General features: G+C 52.1%; 14 protein-coding genes, 1 tRNA gene and 2 pseudogenes. 12 read left to right on the top strand and 5 right to left on the bottom strand.

What is annotated here, in order from left to right; all coding sequences use genetic code 11:
* Nucleotides 1–60 precede the first annotated feature (60 nt).
* Together DK872_RS09485 and DK872_RS09480 are read right to left on the bottom strand one after the other, a co-directional pair.
* Nucleotides 61–3,195 carry an efflux RND transporter permease subunit gene (locus DK872_RS09485; protein WP_079517732.1) on the bottom strand — a complete coding sequence of 1,045 codons (3,135 nt, stop codon included), beginning with the start codon at nucleotides 3,193–3,195 and terminating at the stop codon, nucleotides 61–63.
* Between the two features lie 9 nt (nucleotides 3,196–3,204).
* A complete protein-coding gene (locus tag DK872_RS09480) occupies nucleotides 3,205–4,362 on the bottom strand; it encodes an efflux RND transporter periplasmic adaptor subunit (protein ID WP_161518279.1) in 1,158 nt (385 codons plus the stop codon).
* 55 nt (nucleotides 4,363–4,417) lie between these two features.
* Between DK872_RS09480 and DK872_RS09475 the strand changes: the two genes are divergently transcribed.
* The 4 genes and pseudogenes from DK872_RS09475 to shiA all read left to right on the top strand — a co-directional run bounded on the left by DK872_RS09475 (nucleotide 4,418) and on the right by shiA (nucleotide 7,220).
* Nucleotides 4,418–5,044 carry a TetR/AcrR family transcriptional regulator gene (locus DK872_RS09475; RefSeq protein WP_007371396.1) on the top strand — a complete coding sequence of 209 codons (627 nt, stop codon included), beginning with the start codon at nucleotides 4,418–4,420 and terminating at the stop codon, nucleotides 5,042–5,044.
* A gap of 285 nt (nucleotides 5,045–5,329) precedes the next feature.
* Nucleotides 5,330–5,477, top strand: a pseudogene (locus tag DK872_RS09470) (P-type DNA transfer ATPase VirB11); the annotation flags it as partial.
* 101 nt (nucleotides 5,478–5,578) lie between these two features.
* Entirely contained in the window at nucleotides 5,579–5,830 is a 252-nt protein-coding gene (locus DK872_RS27310; protein WP_107146604.1) for a hypothetical protein, read from the top strand.
* Between the two features lie 64 nt (nucleotides 5,831–5,894).
* Nucleotides 5,895–7,220: a shikimate transporter gene (shiA, locus tag DK872_RS09465; protein WP_071921006.1), complete on the top strand. Its 1,326-nt coding sequence runs from the start codon at nucleotides 5,895–5,897 to the stop codon at nucleotides 7,218–7,220.
* A 40-nt stretch (nucleotides 7,221–7,260) separates the two neighbouring features.
* Here the strand turns inward: shiA and cbl are convergent, their stop codons facing one another.
* Complete coding sequence (gene cbl, locus DK872_RS09460; RefSeq protein WP_007371390.1) at nucleotides 7,261–8,211, bottom strand: HTH-type transcriptional regulator Cbl; 951 nt, start codon at nucleotides 8,209–8,211, stop codon at nucleotides 7,261–7,263.
* Between the two features lie 101 nt (nucleotides 8,212–8,312).
* A complete protein-coding gene (gene nac, locus DK872_RS09455; protein WP_007371389.1) occupies nucleotides 8,313–9,230 on the bottom strand; it encodes a nitrogen assimilation transcriptional regulator NAC in 918 nt (305 codons plus the stop codon).
* Nucleotides 9,231–9,561: 331 nt separating this feature from the next.
* Between nac and DK872_RS09450 the strand changes: the two genes are divergently transcribed.
* Both DK872_RS09450 and DK872_RS27500 read left to right on the top strand, forming a co-directional pair.
* Nucleotides 9,562–9,637, top strand: a tRNA-Asn gene (locus DK872_RS09450).
* Nucleotides 9,638–9,788: 151 nt separating this feature from the next.
* A pseudogene (locus DK872_RS27500) lies at nucleotides 9,789–9,986 on the top strand (Arm DNA-binding domain-containing protein); the annotation flags it as partial.
* Between the two features lie 220 nt (nucleotides 9,987–10,206).
* Here the strand turns inward: DK872_RS27500 and DK872_RS09440 are convergent.
* Entirely contained in the window at nucleotides 10,207–11,124 is a 918-nt protein-coding gene (locus DK872_RS09440; protein ID WP_007371388.1) for a LysR family transcriptional regulator, read from the bottom strand.
* 141 nt (nucleotides 11,125–11,265) lie between these two features.
* Between DK872_RS09440 and DK872_RS09435 the strand changes: the two genes are divergently transcribed.
* Genes DK872_RS09435 through DK872_RS09410 form a run of 6 tightly spaced genes read left to right on the top strand, consistent with a single transcriptional unit; the run spans nucleotide 11,266 to nucleotide 16,974 of the window.
* Nucleotides 11,266–12,033: a 5-oxoprolinase subunit PxpA gene (locus tag DK872_RS09435; RefSeq protein WP_199887163.1), complete on the top strand. Its 768-nt coding sequence runs from the start codon at nucleotides 11,266–11,268 to the stop codon at nucleotides 12,031–12,033.
* 29 nt (nucleotides 12,034–12,062) lie between these two features.
* The gene (locus DK872_RS09430) at nucleotides 12,063–12,314 is read left to right on the top strand and encodes an acetyl-CoA carboxylase (protein WP_071921007.1); all 252 of its coding nucleotides are present in this window, start codon (nucleotides 12,063–12,065) and stop codon (nucleotides 12,312–12,314) included.
* A gap of 16 nt (nucleotides 12,315–12,330) precedes the next feature.
* Complete coding sequence (locus DK872_RS09425; protein WP_071921008.1) at nucleotides 12,331–13,731, top strand: acetyl-CoA carboxylase biotin carboxylase subunit; 1,401 nt, start codon at nucleotides 12,331–12,333, stop codon at nucleotides 13,729–13,731.
* A complete protein-coding gene (locus DK872_RS09420) occupies nucleotides 13,721–14,611 on the top strand; it encodes an allophanate hydrolase subunit 1 (RefSeq protein ID WP_071921009.1) in 891 nt (296 codons plus the stop codon). Before DK872_RS09425 ends, DK872_RS09420 begins: the two co-directional genes overlap by 11 nt.
* A complete protein-coding gene (locus tag DK872_RS09415; protein WP_161518278.1) occupies nucleotides 14,592–15,572 on the top strand; it encodes a biotin-dependent carboxyltransferase family protein in 981 nt (326 codons plus the stop codon). The genes DK872_RS09420 and DK872_RS09415 overlap by 20 nt, the downstream gene beginning before the upstream one ends.
* Nucleotides 15,573–15,630: 58 nt before the next feature.
* Nucleotides 15,631–16,974, top strand: coding sequence for a cytosine permease (locus tag DK872_RS09410; protein WP_072440324.1), 1,344 nt, complete (start codon nucleotides 15,631–15,633; stop codon nucleotides 16,972–16,974).
* Nucleotides 16,975–17,095 lie beyond the last annotated feature (121 nt).

The raw sequence follows: 17,095 nt of genomic DNA, 5'->3' as shown, positions 1-17,095 counted from the left end.
TGCTCAGATTGAGGATTTTAGTATTGGTATCCCTGATGGATACCAATACCTCACATACAGCTATTTTTCTTCAGCTATGGTTAATGCTTCTTTTTTGTTTTTGTTCCTGGTAAAAAAACCAGCGACAAGAACATAAAACAGCGGGATATAAAAAATAGCTAATACGGTCGCGGTAAGCATCCCACCAACAACGCCAGTACCAATGGCATGCTTGCTTCCGGAACTTGCTCCTGAAGCAATAGCGAGAGGAATAACACCAACAATAAATGCCAGTGATGTCATAATAATGGGTCGTAAACGGACTCTGGCTGCCTCAATGGCTGCCTGCGAAAATGACATTCCACTTTTTTCATGAAGATCGCGCGCAAATTCAACAATTAATATCGCATTCTTTGCAGAGAGACCAATCGTCGTTAATAAGCCAACCTGGAAGAAAACATCGTTCCCCAATCCACGTAAAAGCGTCGCACTGACAGCGCCAATAACACCCAGCGGTATGACTAACATTACTGAGAAAGGAATACTCCAGCTTTCATAAAGCCCTGCCAGACAGAGGAAGACGATTATTAGCGACAGAGCATAAAGCGCCGGCGCTTGCGAACCTGAAAGACGCTCTTCAAATGAAAGACCTGTCCAGGCAACATTTAAACCTGGTGGCAATTTTGCCGCGATCTCCTCTACCGCCTTCATGGCATCCCCGGAGCTATAACCCGGTGCCGGTTCGCCAAGAAGTTCAACTGCCGGTAAACCGTTATAACGCTCCAGTTTCGGGGAACCATAAGTCCATTTCCCACTGGCGAACGATGAGAATGAGACCATCTCTCCGTCACTATTACGTACGTACCATTTATCGAAATCCTCCGGAGAAATACGTGAACTGGCTTCCCCCTGGATATAAACCTTTTTAACACGCCCACGATCATTGAAGTCATTAACATACGTTGACCCCCAGGCGGCGGACATCGTGTTATTTACATCAGAGAGACTGAGTTTCAGAGCCTGCACTTTCTCGTCATCAATCAGAATTTGATATTGTGGCTCATCATTCATACCGTTGGGTCGAACCATTTGCAGTGCGGGGTTTCGGGCAGCCATCCCAAGAAACATATTCCGTGCCTGCATGAGTTTTTCATGGCCGCCGCCAGTTGTATCCTGAATAAACAGGTTAAAACCAGTGGCATTCCCCAATTCCATCACCGCCGGTGGAGCGAAAGAAATAACCGTTCCCTCTTTTATTGTGCTGAAATATCCCATTGACCTGGCAGCCAGTTCAAATACCGAACCTTTCCTTTCATTCCATGGTTTAAGTCCCACAAACACCATAGCGGAACTCTGACCACGCCCTGCAAAGTTAAATCCATTGACCAGCATTGTCGTGGCAACCATGTCTTTTTCCTGGGTCAGAAAATACGCCGATATTTTGGTTAATACTTTCTGGGTCTGCTCCGCACTACTGTTTGGTGGCAGTTGTACTTGCACAAAGAGATTTCCCTGATCTTCATCAGGCAGGAATGACGTTGGTATCCGTGGGAATAGCGCAATAAGTAAAGCGATGATTGCCAGAAAGAAAAGCATCGCTCGTTTTCTGGCCCTCAAAGTACGTTCGACGCCATTGCGATAAAGCGAAGTGCCGCGTTCAAATTTACGGTTAAACCAGCCGAAAAATCCCTTTTTAGCCTGTGCGTCATGATGCGTTTGTTTCAGGATCGTTGCGCATAATGCCGGAGTAAAAATTAGCGCAACGAGCACCGACAACGCCATTGCAGAAACAATAGTGATAGAGAACTGGCGATAAATTACACCTGTTGAACCGCCGAAAAACGCCATCGGAAGAAATACAGCGGAAAGAACCAGACCAATACCAACCAGAGCGCCCGAAATCTGCTCCATCGATTTTCGGGTCGCTTCAAGCGGCGGAAGCTTTTCTTCTTCCATCAGTCGCTCGACGTTCTCCACAACAACAATGGCATCGTCGACGAGAAGCCCGATAGCCAGTACCAGGCCAAACATGGTTAATATATTAATTGTAAAGCCAAATGCGGTCATAATGCCGAATGTGCCCAGCAAAACGACCGGAATAGCGAGTGTAGGAATAAGTGTTGCTCTCCAGTTTTGCAAAAAAAGCAGCATCACGACAAAAACGAGGACTATCGCTTCAATAAGGGTATGCACCACTCCTTCTATTGAGGCACTTATGACAGGAGACGTATCGTAAGGATAAATAATCTCCACGCCTTCCGGTAAACCAGGCTTAAGCTCGTCCAGCTTTGCTTTGACAGCTTTAATGGTGTCCAGCGCATTAGCACCGGTTGCCAGGCGTAACGCAATAGCTGTACTCGGAAGATCTTTGCCATATTTTGATTGTATTGAGAAACTCTCGGATCCCAGTTTTACTTTGGCCACATCCTTAAGTAACACGCGGGATCCATCGGGCTGAACCTTCAGGAGTATATTTTCAAATTGTTCAGGCGTTGTGAATCTGGTCTTGCCAATGACAGTTGCACTCAGTTCAATATTTTCATTGGTTGGTAAACCGCCTAACTGGCCCGCAGATACCTGTACGTTTTGCGCCTGAATAGCAGAGCTGACATCCAACGGGGTAAGTTTATATCCATTCAGCTTATTCGGATCCATCCAGATACGCATCGCATACTGGGATCCCAGCATAGTGAAATCACCCACACCGGTAATACGAGTTAAAGGATCCTGTATGTGAGAAACCAGATAATCACCGAGGTCAAAGCTGCTCATACGACCATCAGTGGAAACAAGTCCGGCAAGAATTAAAAAGTTAATCTGATATTTAGCAACCCGGATCCCCTGATTCTGAACTTCATCCGGTATTAAAGGCGTTGCCAGCGATAGCTTATTTTGTACCTGAACCTGAGCAATATCCGGATCTGTTCCTTGATTAAAGGTGACGGTAATTGTGAATGAGCCATCCGAATTACTCTCAGACTTTAGATAGCGCAAATTATCAAGGCCATTCAGTTGCTGTTCGATAACCTGCACCACAGTATCCTGAACGGTATCTGCCGATGCTCCAGGATAAGATCCAGTCACAGCAATCGCAGGAGCAGCAATATTAGGATACTGGTTGATGGGTAACTTGATTATAGAAAGCACGCCAGCCAGCATAATAATGATGGCTACAACCCATGCAAGTACGGGGCGGTCAATAAAAAAACGTGACATTACGGCTCCTTACTCAGGCTGATTAGCGACTTCAGGCGAAGGGGGAGTAGCCTGGGCAATCCTGACTTCACTGCCGGGCTGGGCTTTTTGTGTCCCATCCACAACGACCCGATCGCCACTTTGCAATCCGTCCCGTATTAGCCACTGATTGCCTACAACGCGATCGGTTACCACCGCTTTCCGGATCACTTTGCTATCTTTGCCAACGACAAGAGCCGAGGCCTGTCCAGTCGGATCACGGGTGATTGCTCTTTGTGGAACAAGCAGGGCATTCTCGTTCACCCCTTCCTGTAATTTGGTGCGGACGAACATACCTGGCAGCAACCGTCCATCGGGATTAGGAAACTCGGCGCGTATAATTACAGAGTCCGTACTTTCATCTACTGTTACTTCTGAAAGTTTTATTCGGCCCGGATGCGAATATTCAGTGCCATTGTCGAGGATCAGTTTGACTTCAGCCTGTTGGTCGCCATTTCGTTTCAGGCGGCCTGCGGCAAATTCATCCTGCAATTTAAGAAGAGCCGTTGAAGATTGCGGAATATCGACATAGATAGGATCAAGCTGCTGGATGGTTGCAAGATCAGTGGTCTGATTGGCGGTCAGCAACGCTCCCTGAGTAACGGAAGATCGCCCGATGCGTCCCGATATTGGTGCGGTGATCGTTGTATAGCCTAAATCAATGCGAGCAGAGTCAACATCAGCCTGCGCCTGTAGCCAGGTTGAACGTGCATCATCCCGATCCTGCTGGCTTACCGCTCCTGTTTTTACTAGTCGTTCATACCGGTGGGCTAAAAGTTTCGATGATTCCAGGCTCGCTTCCGCTTTAGCAAGTGTCGCCCGATAAGGAGCAGGATCAATCTGATACAATGCCTGTCCGGCTTTCACGAGGGCACCTTCATCGAATAATCTTTTTTGAAGTATGCCGCCAACCTGAGGACGCACTTCAGCAGTCCTGAAAGACGAGGTTCGGCCAGGGAGTTCCGTCGTCAACGTCACATTTGCTGCGTTTACCGTCACAACTCCCACTTCAGGAATCGAATTTTGAACTGGCCGCTGTGGCTGATCACATCCGAGAAGTGTAAGTGACAAGAGAACTGACAGCGCCGGATATGCAGGACGAAAAAGCACAGACATCATGAGCGATCTCTCTGTAGTTTGAATATTCATTCTAGTATATTCATACTAAAATATGACTTGCAAGAGATATTAAAGAGGCTAATAAATGAGCAACGTACAGGACGAAGAAATTGGCGTGAAAAGCAAAGACAGGAGAAAGCAAGTACTCGATGCGGCGGCCAAATGTTTCCGTGACCTGGGGTTTCATGGATGCAGTATTGCTAAAATTTCGAAAGAGGCCGGCATGAGCCCCGGGCACATTTATTATCATTTTGCTAACAAAGAAGCCATCGTGGAAGCCCTGGTCGCGCAGCAGGAAAGCACTATTTTTGAACTGATCAATGATATTGCGACATCTCCAGCCGATGAGAAATTAGCCGTGACACTTAAAAGGCAAACGGCACGTATGGTTGAGCTTCATACCTCTCCAGAGTTTATTAGTTTATGGCTTGAAATTGCTGCCGAAGCGGTGCGAAACCCTAACGTTTCGCAAGTACTCCAGGTGTCGCATAACGCCATTAGCAACAGGTTCAATGCGCAATTACTTAAAAGAACTAAAAAAAATGATGAGAATGAAATTAAGCAACTGCACGCAAAGATGGATATCATTGCATCCATCTTTGCGGGATTATCGCAGCGCACTGCATTACAATCTATTGATGCGGAAGGAGATAAAGAAATGCTTATTGAAATGATAAATAACGTTATCGATCTTTTTTTTAAAGAATATTAGCCCTTACTCATCCATCCAGCGATATTGAATAAAATACCCTGCCCTCGCTCCAGAGGGCAAAGCGTAACTCCTTAATACTATTCAAGAATACCCCAACCAAACCATAAAAAAACCCCGCCATTAAAAAATAACAATGGCGGGATGATCAGTGAGAGAATGAAGAATTTGCTCGCCATCAGCATAACGCAGTTGCGAATTATGCTGATGAATATTTTGTGCTCTCGCAATGCGAGTAATAAGTTATGAGTCAGGGAACACCATTTCAGAGAATTAAAGCGCTAACGAATGGCCGCTAAATATATTTCTCTCAGCCGCTATAAGCGGCGATTTTCTGACACTCCCTGGCCTGACGGAAATAGCCGTTAATCGTTCGGGCGAGTTGTTCAGCAAAATTAACGTCCTGTGGGGACAACACACCGCTCCGCGTGATTATGGTAACAGGATTCATTATTCACTCCGCTGGCCAGATGACACGTTACCGGCAAGTGGATTCCAGTAATAATTACGAATAACACTTACAATTCCGGGCATCAAATGCTGGTCTTCCCCGGCGATCATTACCGATCTAAACCGATGTTCGAAAACACGGTCAGCAAAGCTACTGCATCCCACTGGTCAGGCGTTGGCCCTGCCTTTTTTTTCCTTCATCGCCGGATAATCTTCTGCGCCGTCAGCTTCCCTGAGTTAAATTCCCCTTTCCTGCATCCTGCTTTCCAAAAAGGTTTTCACCTGGCGATGGGCGCTGTAGTCTCATTAGCGGCTTTTACTTTGCTGCATGCGATGTGAGTAACCTTTTCCCTATACAAAAAACTAGAAAAATTTGGAAACTTGAGGAACGGACAGGACAATTATGGATTCCACGCTCATTACAACCCGCCCCGATGAGGAAGCCCCTTCTCTCAACCGTGCCCGTCGTGCTGCCTGGGGTAGCTTTGCCGGTGCGGTCGTCGACTGGTATGACTTTTTACTCTATGGCATTACTGCGGCGCTGGTGTTTAACAAAGAGTTTTTCCCCCAGATCGATCCGGCAATGGGCACGCTTGCCGCCTTCGCGACCTTCGGCGTCGGCTTTTTATTCCGCCCGCTGGGTGGCATCATTTTCGGCCATTTTGGCGATCGTCTGGGCCGTAAACGCATGCTGATGATGACCGTCTGGATGATGGGCATCGCCACGGCGTGCATTGGTATTTTGCCTTCGTTCGCCACCATTGGCTGGTGGGCACCCGCGTTACTGGTTACCCTGCGCGCACTCCAGGGCTTTGCCGTTGGTGGCGAATGGGGCGGCGCGGCGCTGCTCGCCGTAGAGAGTGCACCCGCAGGCAAAAAAGCGTTTTACAGCAGCGGTGTGCAGGTGGGATATGGCGTTGGTTTGCTGCTCTCCACCGGACTGGTGTCGCTGATTAGCAGCATGACCAGCAACGCACAGTTCCTCAGTTGGGGCTGGCGTCTGCCTTTCCTGTTCAGCATTGTGCTGGTACTCGGCGCATTGTGGGTGCGTAACGGCATGGAAGAGTCCAGCGAATTTGAACAGGCGCAGGCTCAATCCGCAAAACAGCAGAAAAAACGGCTGCCAGTATTTGAAGCGCTGGTTCGTCATCCGGGCGCGTTTTTGAAGATTATCGCCCTGCGCCTGTGCGAGCTGCTGACCATGTATATCGTGACCGCTTTCGCACTGAACTACTCCACGCAAAACCTCGGTCTGCCGCGCGAGCTGTTTTTAAATATTGGCCTGCTGGTCGGCGGAATCAGTTGTCTGACAATCCCACTGTTCGCGTTGCTGGCGGATCGTTACGGGCGTCGCCGCATCTATATTACCGGCGCGATACTCGGCGCACTGAGCGCGTTCCCGTTCTTTATGGCGCTGGAAGCGCGTTCGATTTTCGGCGTAGTGTTCTTTTCACTGATGCTGGCGAATATCGCCCACGATATGGTGGTTTGCGTACAGCAGCCAATGTTTACTGAAATGTTCGGTGCAGGATACCGCTACAGCGGCGCGGGAGTGGGCTATCAGGTTGCAAGCGTGGTGGGCGGCGGCTTTACGCCATTTATCGCGGCCGCGCTGGTAACATTCTCCGGCGGCGAGTGGCATTCGGTGGCGATATACCTGACGGCAGGTTGCCTGCTTTCGGCGCTAACCGCGGTGTTAATGAAAACACCGCAACGGCATAAACAGTAAGGAAGAAAAGACGCAGCCGTTTATGCGCTGCGTCTTTTTTTTAAATCTGGTAATCAATCACCGCTTCATCCGGCTCCATTACCTGACGTTTAATATCGTCTACGGATAACCCGGCATTACACAGTTCGATAAACCGCCACACGTAATTGCGCTGTAGCTGACCGCGTTTCAGCCCCAGCCACACAGTGTTGGCGTCAAACAGATGCTGCGTATCCAGCCGCACCAGCTTGCCCTCTTCGTTCTCGCCGCTCGATTGTTCTGCCACCAGCCCGACACCCAGCCCCAGTTCAACATAGGTTTTAATCACGTCCGAGTCCTGCGCGCTGAGCACCACATCAGGGATTAACCCCTTGCGGCCAAACGCTTCATCGATACGTGAACGCCCGGTGATCCCCTGCCGGTAGGTAATCAACGGCCAGCGGCTGATATCTTCCAGCGTCAGCGGTGAGCACTGCACCAGCGGGTGATCCTGCGGAACCAGTAAGCTGTGATGCCAGCGGAACCACGGGAAAGCCGCCAGCGAACTGTCGTTGCTTAAGCGTTCACTGGCGATACCGATATCCGCTCCGCCGTTATGCAACAGCGACTCGATTTCCTGCGGCGTTCCCTGAATCAACTCCAGGCGGACTTCCGGGAACAGCGCGCGGAACGCTTTGATCACCGACGGCAAGCTGTAACGCGCCTGCGTATGCGTGGTGGCGATAGTTAACACGCCGGAAGTGTCATTGGTGAAGAGATCGGCGAGCCGACGAACGTTGCTCGCCTCATTGAGGATGCGCTCGGCAATCACCAGCAGTGCTTTACCCGGTTCAGTCATTCCCAGCAGCCGTTTGCCACGGCGGATGAAAATCTCAATCCCCAGCTCTTCTTCAAGCTCGCGGATATGACGGCTGACGCCTGACTGCGACGTGTAAAGCATGTTGGCGACTTCGGTCAGGTTGTAATCCCGCCGCGCCGCCTCGCGGATTATTTTTAATTGCTGGAAATTCACCCTTTCCTCCAGGCCAATCAGACATGATGCTATTGTTAAAGTCTGTGGCCTGGCAGAACAAATAATAAAAACCAGCATCTTATTCCATTAAGGAATAATCATTAGCTCACCAACTGCAACTCATGGCTTTCCATGGCCGGACGACTGACTAAAGACATTAAAATATCTTTTACCGCCTGTGCTTGTGGTGACAGCGAGCCGCGAGCTGAAACATTCAGCGACAGCGGCAGGTTCATAGATGGTGTGGTAATACGCGCCATCCAGCCGTTAGTTGCGCTGCACAGCGAACGCGCGGCTGATTCCGGTAATACAGTAACACCCATTCCGCTGGCGATTGCTGCGGTCAGCGTGGCAATGGATTCGATTTCGCCAATGATTTTTGCCGTCAGGCGACGCAGAGAGAACGCTTCGTCCACACGCAGACGTACAGCGCTATAGTCACGCGGCAGGAACAGATTCATTTCAGCGACCGCGGTTAAATCCACGCTCTGCCCCGGGCAATCACGAGTACCAACCAGATAGAGGTCTTCTTTCAGCAGCGGCAGGCTATTGATTCCCGCCCCCGGTGCGCGCTCATACAGCACCGCCATATCCAGTTGACCACTCAGTAGTTTATCATTCAGCACCGCGCCGCTATTTTCATGCAGATAGACCGCCACTTCAGGCAGCTCGGTACGCACCGCCTGTAATAATGGCATGGTGACTGAAGACGCTGCCGTGCCCGGCGCAAGACCGATAGACACCTGGCCGCGCAAACACTGGCCGACGTTGTTCACCGCCAGTTGAGCCTGTTCGCACTGACGCAAAATCATGCGCGCATGGGTATAGAGAATCTTGCCTGCTTCCGTCGGCGTTACGCCTCGTTTAGTACGGATCAACAACTGCTGATCCAGCTCACCTTCCAGAGTGGCGACTTGCTGACTCAGCGCGGGCTGCGCAATATGCAATACTTCGGCTGCCTGAGTCAGGCTTCCAATATCGACGATTTTTACGAAGTATTTCAGTCGTCTTAAGTTCATTTTGCCTCCTGTAAGGGATACCAATGCCAACGCCGGTTGTTATGATGTCGGAGGAGTTGCAATATGCTTGCCAGTTTTAGTTAAGGAATTAATTAACGCTTAACAGGCTGGATAATAAGAGTTTCTAATTACAACGCAGGGTATTATCACTGAAACAACAGTTTGAGATCTGCCCCATTAGGGGTATTTTGCACCATTATAGTGCAAATGCTGGCTTATTGAGCTGGCGCACGCGCAGGTTGCCGAAATTGTCAGCAAACGATCGCGCTCAGGCGATCCACCCTTTGACAAGCCCGGGCGTGACCGATAATATGCGCCCCGTTCACACGATTCCTCTGTAGTTCAGTCGGTAGAACGGCGGACTGTTAATCCGTATGTCACTGGTTCGAGTCCAGTCAGAGGAGCCATCTTTCAGTTCTCATGCATCTTCGCGAATCGCTATCTTAAATGCAGATTCAAAAAGCCAGCGTGAAAACTCTCCCCGATGCATTTTGATTTTACCCTCTGCATCGAAAAAATTTGGTGGTCTGTTCTGGGTCATTTCAGTTCGATTATGAAGTGACCGCCAAATGCCCCCTTAACGACACGAAAATCCGCACCCTCAAACCTTCTCGTAAACCTTGTAAAGCTTCTGACTGGTCTGTATCTGCGTGTCCAGCCAGACGGTTCACGTCTTTCCGTATCAACGGTAAAGCATCCCGTCCTGGCTTAGGTACTTACCCTGTTGTGTCGCTGGCTGATGCCCGACAGCAACGCATTTTCGGCCACGGAATAACTACGTTCAATTATCTGGCGAACAGCCTCTTCCTTAATTCAGGAGTAAAACGCGGTGTGCCCATAGACTTCTTCAGTGCTCAAACTACAGGGCAGATTTGTCTACGGGCTCGGGGCGCTCCAGTCTTGTCCGTTTCTCAAATGCCAAAATTTTTGGTTATTAAATAGGGAAAGGTTTACTCACGTCGGGCGCAGAGAGGTGTTAACGTCGCACCATATTGATTTGCTGCGTCACGAATGCGCTGCGGAAATACTCGCGCAGCGCCGCCATCGCCGGGGTGAAGTGGGCGTCATGACGCCATGCCAGGCCGACGCTCATCGGGTGCACATGGTTCACCAGCGAACGGGTCTCAATGCGCCGCCCTTCCAGCGACCACGGGCGATAAACCAGGTCCGATAAGATAGCAATCCCCGAACCATTCGCCACCATGCTGCGCACCGCCTCGACCGAACTGGTGCGCAGGATAACGCTCGGGCTGGCTCCGGCCTCTTCCCAGTAGCGCATGGCACTGTCTGCAGCTTCATCCACCGTGAGCATAATGAAAGGTTCCCCGGCCACATCCTCCAGCGTCACGTGCGATTTTTCACATAACGGATGCCGCGATGGCAGCCACAAGCGGCGCGTAGAATTAAACAGGGTTTCGGCATAAATCGACTGATGGCGTAAATTGCCAGTCAGCACCAGTGCCATATCCAGCGTCTGGTCAACCAATCCTTGTTCAATATCCTGCCGTTCATACTCAAACAACTGGATATCAATGTGCGGGTAATCCTGCGCCAGCCGTTGCAGATGGAACGGCAGAAAATAGCCTATCACCGTGTAACTTGCCGCCAGGCGTAGCGTGCCTCGCACACCCGTGTCATTAACCGGCATACTACGCACGGCATTATCCACGGTCTGTAACACGGTATAGGCATGGTTAAGAAAATGGTTCCCGTAGTCGGTCAGCATCATGCCGTGCACCGAGCGGGTAAACAGCTTTTTGCCCAATAGCTGCTCCAGTTCCTGAATCGCCCCGGTGACCGCCGACTGCGAGATATTAAGATGCACGGCCGCCAGCGAGATCTGCCCCATTTCGGCGGTGGCAACAAAATAACGAACCTGGCGTAATGTCAGCATCTCTGTCTCTCTTTTTATTTAAGGTTTGCCGATGAGCGTTCTGTTTTTCTGATATCAGACTATCTAAAAATAATACTTTTCGGATACAAATAAATCTTCATATAGTGAATTAACACCCCCAAGCGTAAATAAGAAATTATTATGATGAAAACGGTCGATATCAACTCCGATATAGGAGAAAGTTTTGGCTCATGGATAATTGGCGATAATGTTGATAATGAGCTTATGACGATAATAAGCTCCGCCAATATTGCCACCGGGTTTCACGCTGGCGATCCAAATATTATGCGAAAAACCGTCGAGTCGGCCAGAAAAAATGGCGTAGCCATTGGCGCACATCCGGGATTTAATGATTTACAAGGATTTGGTCGCCGCCATTTATCTATTCCGATGGACGAACTGGTTAACGACATTATTTACCAACTGGGTGCATTGCGGGAATTCGCACGTTTATACTCCTTGCCATTGCAGCATATTAAACCTCACGGCGCGTTATATATGCACCTGGCGCGGGATGAAACGGCAGCGCAATGTTTTGTCGCCACCCTGCATCAACTCGACGCCAGCCTCTATCTTTACTGTATGGCGGGTTCCGCCGTCTGGCAGGCAGCGCAGCGGCTGGAGCATCCGGTCGTCACCGAGTTTTACGCCGACAGAGAGTATGACGATCAAGGGCTTATTGTCTTCACCCGCACTACCGGGCGTCTTAATGTGCAGGCGATCACCGAGAAAGTGTTAATGGCCTGTCTGGAGGGGAAAGTCAAAACCGTTACCGGCAATACCATCCCGATTCGTTTCGATTCTATTTGTATCCACAGTGATACGCCCGGCGCACTGGAAATTATCAGCTCGGTAAAAATGGCGCTCATTAATGCAGGTATAAACGTCTGCTCACCGGGTATGGTTTAATCATTCCCGCTTATCTGGAGAGAAATACGATGTCTGATGTTGAAATTATTTCGCCATTGCCAGGTATTTTTTACCGGCAACCCTCACCGGAGGCTGCACCTTTTGTTAAGGATGGCGATAAAGTCGAACCCGATACCATTATTGGTTTAATTGAAGTGATGAAGCAGTTCAGCGAAATATTCGCCGAGACTCGCGGCATAATAAGCGCCATCACCATACAAAATGGTGATACCGTCGAACCCGGACAAGTGATCGCCATAATAAAAACCGATAACGAATAATCACTGCGGAGGATTTATGACGGGGAAAATAAAAAAATTATTGGTCGCTAACCGTGGGGAAATAGCGGTGCGTATTATTCGTGCTGCGCAAACACTGGGGATCCCAACGGTGGCGGCATGCAGCGAGGCGGACAGTGAAAGCCTCGCGGCAAAACTGGCCGATGAGGTGTGCATTATCGGCCCGGCACCAGCCGCGCGCAGTTATCTCAACATTAATGCCTTACTGGATGCCGCCGCGCGAACCGGTGCAAATGCGATCCACCCTGGTTACGGTTTTCTGTCGGAAAATGCCCAGTTCGCCGAGCGGGTTGAACAGGCCGGGTATATTTTCGTCGGCCCCGACGCGCAAACCATTCGCGTGATGGGCGATAAAGCCGCAGCCCGCCGCACAGCAGCAGAAGCCGGTGTGCCAGTCGTTCCCGGCTCCCGGGTGCTGGAAACGGTACAGGCAGCGCAAGTTCGCGCCAGCCAGATCGGTTATCCCTGCCTGATTAAAGCCGCAGCCGGTGGCGGTGGTCGTGGTATTCGCGTGGTAGAAAATGATGAGGCGCTGGCGCGGGAATTCCCCGTTGCCCAGAGCGAATCGAAAGCCGCTTTTGGCTCAAGCGCAGTCTATCTCGAGCGTTTTATCGCCCGCGCCCGTCATGTTGAAGTGCAGATCCTCGGCGATGGCGAGCGGGTGATCCACCTGTTCGACCGCGAGTGCTCGTTACAGCGCCGTCGGCAGAAAATCTTTGAGGAAGCGCCCTCGCCTGCCCTGAGTCCTGCCCAGCGGGCCGCGCTCTGCGACAGCGCTGTGCAACTGGCGCGGCACCTACGCTACCGCGGGGCAGGCACGCTGGAATACCTGTTTGATGAAACGCGCGGCGAGTTCTGGTTCATTGAAATGAATACCCGTATCCAGGTGGAACACCCAGTAACCGAGATGGTAACGGGCATCGATCTGGTGCAGTGGATGTTACGCATTGCCAACGGTGAACCGCTAACGTTGGCGCAGTCGGATGTGCACCTGAGCGGCAGCGCTTGCGAAATGCGCATTAACGCCGAAGACCCCGACAAGAACTTCTTCCCTTGCCCTGGCCGGATAGACGCAGTGGTGTGGCCGGGTGGCGAAGGGATCCGTGTCGACAGCCATGTCTTCAGCGGTTACAGCGTTCCCCCGTGGTATGACTCCTTGCTGGCGAAGGTAATTGCCTGGGGCCCCGATCGCGCCGACGCGCTGGCCCGCGCCCGCCAGGCACTCGGCGGGCTTGAACTGCGTGGCATCAAAACCACCGCCCCGCTGCATCAATGGCTGCTGCAACACCCGCAATTGCAGGCGGGAGAATTTACCACCACCACCCTTGAGCAGTGGCTGGCGGAGCGCGACAGTGCAGCCACGCCGCCGCTACAGGAGAGCCGTCGCTATGGCCAATAATCCGATTCGCTACTCGTTTGGCGGAGATGAGCACCTTTTTGCCGAAATTGACCAGTCAATGTCGTTAAATGCTTTTTTCCACGGCCTGACGCTGACGCGGGCACTGGAGGCATGCCAGCTCCCCGGAGTGCTGGATATTTGCCTGGCGAACGCCTCTTTCCAGGTACGCTTTAACCCGGACGTGCTGGCACCGCGAACGCTGCTCGACAAGCTGCAGGCGCTGGAAACCGATAGCGAAGGCGACACAACGCTGGCGACACGCATTATTGAGGTGCCGGTGCTGTACAACGATCCGTGGACACACGAGACGTTAATGCGTTTTCGCGATCGCCATCAGGCACCGGAAGGCAGCGACCTCGACTATGCCGCACATATCAATGGTTATGCGGATAAAGACGACTTTATTGCCGCGCACAGCGGTACGCCCTGGTTCGTGTCGATGGTGGGTTTTGTCGCCGGATTGCCGTTTATGTACCAGATGGTCGGGCATGACAAACAGCTCCAGGTACCAAAATACCTGCGCCCGCGTACCGATACGCCCGGGTTATCCCTCGGTCATGGCGGCTGCTTCGGCTGTATCTACTCGGTGCGTGGCGCTGGCGGTTATCAGCTGTTTGGTATCACGCCAATGCCGATCTATGACCCGGCGCAACGTCTGCCGTATCTGCAAAGCGAAATGGTGTTCTTCAAAGCGGGCGACATTGTGCAGTTCCGCGCCATCGATCATCAGACTTATGACGACATTAGCGAACAGGTGAAAAAAGGCCTATTTTCCCCGCGCATTCGCGATGTGACATTTGTGCTTGCAGACTTTGTCGCCGATCCGCAGGGCTATCCTCAGTTGTTGAAAAGGGGGTTGTATGACCATCAATGTGATTAAGCCTGGCCTTGCCACCACGGTACAGGATGCAGGGCGTGAAGGCTATTACCACCTGGGCATTCCCCCCTCCGGCGCATTAGATCCGTATTCGATGCAGATGGCGAACCTGCTGGTGGGTAACGCAGCCGATGATGCGGTGCTGGAGATGACGCTGCTCGGCCCGGAGTTACATTTTTCCACCGATGCGCTGATCGCGGTGTGCGGCGCGGCGATGACGCCGATCATCGACAATCAACCTGCTGCTGCGCACAGCGCGCTGTATATCCGCGCCGGGCAACATCTGCGCTTTGCCCCTGCCCGCCAGGGATGCCGTGGCTATCTGGCGATTGCTGGCGGCCTTGATGTGCCGCGTGTTCTGGGAAGTCGCTCGACCTATACGCTGGGGGCGCTGGGGGGCTTTCAGGGGCGGCGACTGGCAGCGGGTGATGTGTTGAACGTGCAGCCAGTAAACGCAGATCGCTTCCGCCGCGAAGGGAACACTGTTCCTGAGGCATTACTGCCGGTGCTGGAGAAATCCGTCACTCTGCGCCTGGTGCCGGGCCTCTATATCCACCGACTGACGGATGCCGCGGTCGATACCTTCTTTGCCGACGACTGGTATGTCAGTACCGAAGCCGACCGCACGGGCTACCGTCTGAAAGGCGGGCAGCCGCTGGCGTTTAACCCACGGACGCCACCGTTTGGCGCAGGCTCTGATCCCTCCAATATTGTCGATGCCTGCTACCCCATTGGTTCCGTTCAGGCACCGGGTGGGCTTGAGCCAATTGTCCTGCTGCGCGATGCGGTATCGGGCGGCGGCTATATGACGCTGGGGACCGTTATCAGCCCCGATCTGGCCATTCTTGGTCAGTTACAACCGAATCAACACGTCCGCTTTATGCCTGTGACGCTGGAAGAGGCGCTGGTTGCCCGCCGCCAGTCTCAACAGCGACTGGCGCAACTGGCGAACGTGTTGCGTTAACCCTGCCCGGGGCTTCGCCCCATGGCATCAATTTGCTTGCGTGTTTCAGGAGGTTGCTATGGCTTCAGCTCCACAATCCCGCTCGGCGGAAAATGTTGGTCAGTCAGCGCTGCCGGAGCCGGCGCGCATGGGGAAATTCTCCCTCACCATGGCGTGGTGGGCGGTGTGCAGCGCCGTATTTTACATTGTGGTTGGCGCGTCTTTGGCACTGGCCTACGGGGCGATTAACGCCATTATCGGTATGGCGTTATCTGTTATTTCCTATGGTTTGATTAATGGCGTGATCAGTCGTTTTGCCATTCGCAGCGGCTTGTCTGTCGCCCAGTTCTCACGCCGCCTGTTCGGGCGGATGGGGGCATCGCTGGCGACGCTGATCTTCTTCTCTACGGCGATTTATTACGCCGTGTTCGAAGGCTCGGTGATCGCCTTCGCCCTCAACCACCTGTTCCCGGGTATGGTCTACTGGGCAGCGGCGGCACTGGTGGTGATATACAGCGTGCCGCTTATTTTCGGTAGCGTTCAGCACTGGCTGGATAAATTCAACGGTGTACTGCTGCCGTTTTACCTGGTGGGGTTGCTGGCGACGATCGTTGTTTCCGTGATGCATTACGGCTACCAGGCAAACTGGCTTGAGTATGGCCCGGCCAACCCTTCACGGTGGGGTTGGTGGAACTGCTTCACCTATTACATGGGCGTATGGGTATTGATGATGTACACCTTCGACTACGCCCGCTTTGGCCGTGAGGAAGACAGCCAGTATCACGCGCGCTTTAACTTTGGTATGCCATTTTATCTGGTCACCTTTTTCCTGAATGGCGTAGCGGGAATTTACCTCGCCAGCAGTCTGCACGACGGTGGGGCGCTCAGCGAAACCGCCGTTGTAGTGGCGATATTAAATCTGCTGGGCATTGCCGGGCTGGGGTTTGTCTGGGTGACACAGACACGGATCAACACTGCCAACTATTACCTGGCTACCGTCAATATGCAGGTCTTCTTCCACAGCTTGTTTAACCTCAAATTACCGAAGCTGGTCTGGGCCTGTGTGGTCGGTGTGGTGGTGTACATTCTGATGCTGGCGGATGTGTTCGCCTGGCTATTGCAGGCGCTGGCTTATCAGGGGGTATTTGTCGTGGCATGGGTAGGCGTGGCGCTGGCCGGGATTGCCCACAATGTACCGCACGACCATGAGCATGAGGCAATTAATCCGGTAGGCGTGGGCGCGTGGTTTATCAGCGTGGCGCTGGGGATTGTGCTGATGCAGGGGCCTGCGTCACTGGCCTCGTTCTCGGCGGTGGTAACCTTTGTCTCAGCCTGCGGTTTGTACACGCTGTTCAACCAGTGGGCGCGGATAAGTGAAAATAAACTGCTCAAGCCCCGGCGCTCAGCCAGCGTCCGCCGCTGACAGCACCGGAAAGCAGAAAAGCTCGCTAAAAAGCGGGCTTTTTGCTTTTCTGCATTTATCAGTAATATCTCAGAACAGCCTTCCGGTCTGGCCAGCACTTCATCACGACAGCCTCAGGTCT

This window comes from Kosakonia sp. MH5, assembly GCF_009935945.1.
GTDB lineage: Bacteria > Pseudomonadota > Gammaproteobacteria > Enterobacterales > Enterobacteriaceae > Kosakonia > Kosakonia radicincitans.
The sequence above is the reverse complement of the archived record's forward strand: the minus strand, read 5'-3'. Positions and strand labels throughout refer to the sequence as shown.

Excerpts from the sequence above, each read along its gene's own strand:
- DK872_RS09485 (WP_079517732.1), bottom strand. The coding sequence starts at position 3,195 with ATGTCACGTTTTTTTATTGACCGCCCCGTACTTGCATGGGTTGTAGCC.
- DK872_RS09480 (WP_161518279.1), bottom strand. The coding sequence starts at position 4,362 with ATGAATATTCAAACTACAGAGAGATCGCTCATGATGTCTGTGCTTTTT.
- DK872_RS09475 (WP_007371396.1), top strand. The coding sequence starts at position 4,418 with ATGAGCAACGTACAGGACGAAGAAATTGGCGTGAAAAGCAAAGACAGG.
- DK872_RS27310 (WP_107146604.1), top strand. The coding sequence starts at position 5,579 with ATGCTGGTCTTCCCCGGCGATCATTACCGATCTAAACCGATGTTCGAA.
- shiA (WP_071921006.1), top strand. The coding sequence starts at position 5,895 with ATGGATTCCACGCTCATTACAACCCGCCCCGATGAGGAAGCCCCTTCT.
- nac (WP_007371389.1), bottom strand. The coding sequence starts at position 9,230 with ATGAACTTAAGACGACTGAAATACTTCGTAAAAATCGTCGATATTGGA.
- DK872_RS09440 (WP_007371388.1), bottom strand. The coding sequence starts at position 11,124 with ATGCTGACATTACGCCAGGTTCGTTATTTTGTTGCCACCGCCGAAATG.
- DK872_RS09435 (WP_199887163.1), top strand. The coding sequence starts at position 11,266 with ATGATGAAAACGGTCGATATCAACTCCGATATAGGAGAAAGTTTTGGC.
- DK872_RS09430 (WP_071921007.1), top strand. The coding sequence starts at position 12,063 with ATGTCTGATGTTGAAATTATTTCGCCATTGCCAGGTATTTTTTACCGG.
- DK872_RS09425 (WP_071921008.1), top strand. The coding sequence starts at position 12,331 with ATGACGGGGAAAATAAAAAAATTATTGGTCGCTAACCGTGGGGAAATA.
- DK872_RS09420 (WP_071921009.1), top strand. The coding sequence starts at position 13,721 with ATGGCCAATAATCCGATTCGCTACTCGTTTGGCGGAGATGAGCACCTT.
- DK872_RS09415 (WP_161518278.1), top strand. The coding sequence starts at position 14,592 with ATGACCATCAATGTGATTAAGCCTGGCCTTGCCACCACGGTACAGGAT.
- DK872_RS09410 (WP_072440324.1), top strand. The coding sequence starts at position 15,631 with ATGGCTTCAGCTCCACAATCCCGCTCGGCGGAAAATGTTGGTCAGTCA.